Source organism: Actinomadura sp. NPDC049753 (assembly GCF_040674655.1).
In the GTDB taxonomy this organism is placed as follows: Bacteria; Actinomycetota; Actinomycetes; order Streptosporangiales; family Streptosporangiaceae; genus Spirillospora; species Spirillospora verrucosospora.
In genome coordinates this window covers 1-2,383 of sequence record NZ_JBFARL010000413.1, presented here as the reverse complement: position 1 = coordinate 2,383, position 2,383 = coordinate 1, and the positions used below count along the sequence as shown (strand labels likewise).

Annotated in this window: 3 protein-coding genes; all 3 read right to left on the bottom strand. The window is 70.8% G+C overall.

All coding sequences use genetic code 11. The features are described 5' to 3' along the window. Nucleotides 1-787 (bottom strand): MFS transporter (locus AB0K37_RS41735; protein WP_363991659.1); only part of this gene is annotated, 787 nt, incomplete at its 3' end. Next, nucleotides 787-1,050 (bottom strand): UBP-type zinc finger domain-containing protein, encoded by a 264-nt coding sequence (locus tag AB0K37_RS41730; RefSeq protein ID WP_363991656.1) that lies wholly within the window; start codon nt 1,048-1,050, stop codon nt 787-789. The genes AB0K37_RS41735 and AB0K37_RS41730, both read right to left, overlap by 1 nt. Nucleotides 1,051-1,082: 32 nt before the next feature. Beyond that, the gene (locus tag AB0K37_RS41725; protein ID WP_345176365.1) at nt 1,083-2,117 is read right to left on the bottom strand and encodes a GDP-mannose 4,6-dehydratase; all 1,035 of its coding nucleotides are present in this window, start codon (nt 2,115-2,117) and stop codon (nt 1,083-1,085) included. Between the last annotated feature and the right edge of the window lie 266 nt (nt 2,118-2,383).

The window sequence follows — 2,383 nt, the reverse complement described above, 5'->3', positions numbered from 1 at the left end:
GCCGAGCATGCCCAGGACGACCCTCCGTCCCACCGGACTGCCTTCCAGTCGTTCGTCCTCTCGCCACCAGGCCGGCGATCGCGGCGGCGGCGATGACCGGCGGGGACGCGCCCCCGCCGGGCGCCTCCGTCAGCGCGTACGTCGTCCCCGCCAGGGCCAGCGCCGCCAGGGCCGCGCCGAGCACGTCGAAGCGCCCGTGGGCCTGCGGGTCGACGCTCTCGGGGACGTGCCGGACCGCGACCAGCACCACGACGGCGGCGAGCGGCACGTTCAGCAGGAACACCCACCGCCATCCGGCCGCCTCCACCAGCCAGCCGCCCAGGAACGGGCCGATCGCGCCGGCGACGCCGCCGAGGCCCGACCAGGCGCCGACCGCGCGGGGGCGGTCGTCGGCCGTGAACGACGCCTGGATGATCGCGAGCGAGCCCGGGGTGAGCAGCGCCCCGCCCACGCCCTGCAGAGCCCGGGACATGACCAGCGTTTCGACGTTCGGCGCCACGCCGCACAGCACCGAGGCGACCGCGAACCACACCACGCCGATGAGGAAGATCCGGCGGCGTCCGAACCGGTCCCCGAGGGAGCCGCCCAGCAGGATGAAGCCCGCGAGCGTGAGCGTGTAGGCGTTCACCGTCCACTGGAGATCGGCCATGTCGGCGTTCAGGTCGCGGGCGAGCCTGGGCAGCGCCACGTTCACGACGGTGGAGTCGAGGAACGCCACGCTCGATCCGAGGACCGTCGCCAGCAGGATCCAGCGTCCGGGCCCGGTGCCCAGCCGGACGTCCGGCATCAGACGATCAGTTCGTCGACGAAGCACCAGCGCCAGTCCTCGCCCGGCTCGAACGAGCGGACGATCGGGTGCCCCTCCTTCTGGAAGTGCGCGCTGGCGTGCCGCATGGGCGAGGAATCGCAGCATCCGACATGCCCGCAGCCCAGGCAGAGCCGCAGGTGGACCCAGCGTGTGCCCTCTCTGAGGCAGTCCTCGCACCCTTGGGGGGTGTTCGGGGACGGATCCTCGACCGGAAGGGACTGCACGTGCTCACATGTGGCCATACCTGAATCGTGCCACGGGCGTGGTAACCGGATTACCAATGGTCGGGGCTGAACGGCTCGTCCTCGGGGCGCGCGGACCGCGACAGCAGCCGCAGGTCCGACTCGACCATCATGGTCACCAGCCCCTCGAAGGTCACCTCGGGCTCCCAGCCGAGCTGCTCGCGGGCCTTCTTGGGGTCGGCGCACAGCAGGTCGACCTCGGCCGGGCGCGTGTACTTGGCGTCCAGGACGACGTGGTCCTGCCAGTCCAGGCCCGCGGTGCGGAAGGCGAACTCCACCAGCTCCCGAACCGACTGGGTCTGGCCCGTCCCGATGACGTAGTCCTCCGGGGAGTCCTGCGCCAGCATCATCCGCATCGCCCGGGCGTAGTCGCCCGCGTAGCCCCAGTCGCGGCGGGCCTCCAGGTTGCCGAGACGCAGCTCGGTGGCCAGGCCCAGCTTGATGCGGGCGGCGCCCAGCGACACCTTCCGCGTGACGAACTCCGCGCCCCGGCGCGGCGACTCGTGGTTGAACAGGATCCCGCTCACCGCGAACATGCCGTAGGACTCGCGGTAGTTCTGCGTGATGTAGTGGCCGTAGCTCTTCGCCACCCCGTAGGGGCTGCGCGGGTGGAACGGGGTCTTCTCGTTCTGCGGCGTCTCGCGCACCATCCCGAACATCTCCGAGGACGACGCCTGGTAGAAGCGGATCTGCCCGTCGCCCGGGGTGCGGGACGGGCTGATCCCCGACACCACCCGGATGGCCTCCAGCATGCGCAGCACGCCCATCCCGGTGACCTCGGCGGTCAGCTCCGCCTGCTGCCACGACATCGGCACGTAGGAGATCGCGCCCAGGTTGTAGACCTCGTCGGGCCGCACCCGCTCCACCGCCGAGATCAGGCTGCCCTGGTCCAGCAGGTCCCCGGTGGTGATCTGCACGTCGCCGATGTGCTTGCGGAGCCGCGACACATGGGGGTTCGCCTGCCCCCGCACCAGGCCCCAGACCTCGTATCCCAGCTCAAGCAGATGCTCGGCCAGATACGAGCCGTCCTGTCCGGTGATGCCGGTGATGAGTGCTCGCCTGGACAGCGGATCCTCCATGGCTGAAATAGGTCCGACGCGGGCCCGCCGCGGGTCCAGACCCGCCGCGAGCGTGATTTATGAGGTTACCGACCAGGCCACGTCCATGACGAGGGAGGGCACTGTTTGAACCGAATTCCCTTCTGGTTCCCCCGCCCCCGGCCGACCGGTGCTGGTCACAGCGTCCAACGAGCCTCTGGGCGAGCCGGAGCGATACAGCGATCGCCCGCAGTGTTCAGGTGTGGGGGGGCCCCGGCGGGCCGCCGCCAGCAACC

What these genes read in the sequence shown, in the direction of transcription:
- AB0K37_RS41730 (WP_363991656.1), bottom strand. Translation starts at nt 1,050, where the DNA reads ATGGCCACATGTGAGCACGTGCAGTCCCTTCCGGTCGAGGATCCGTCC.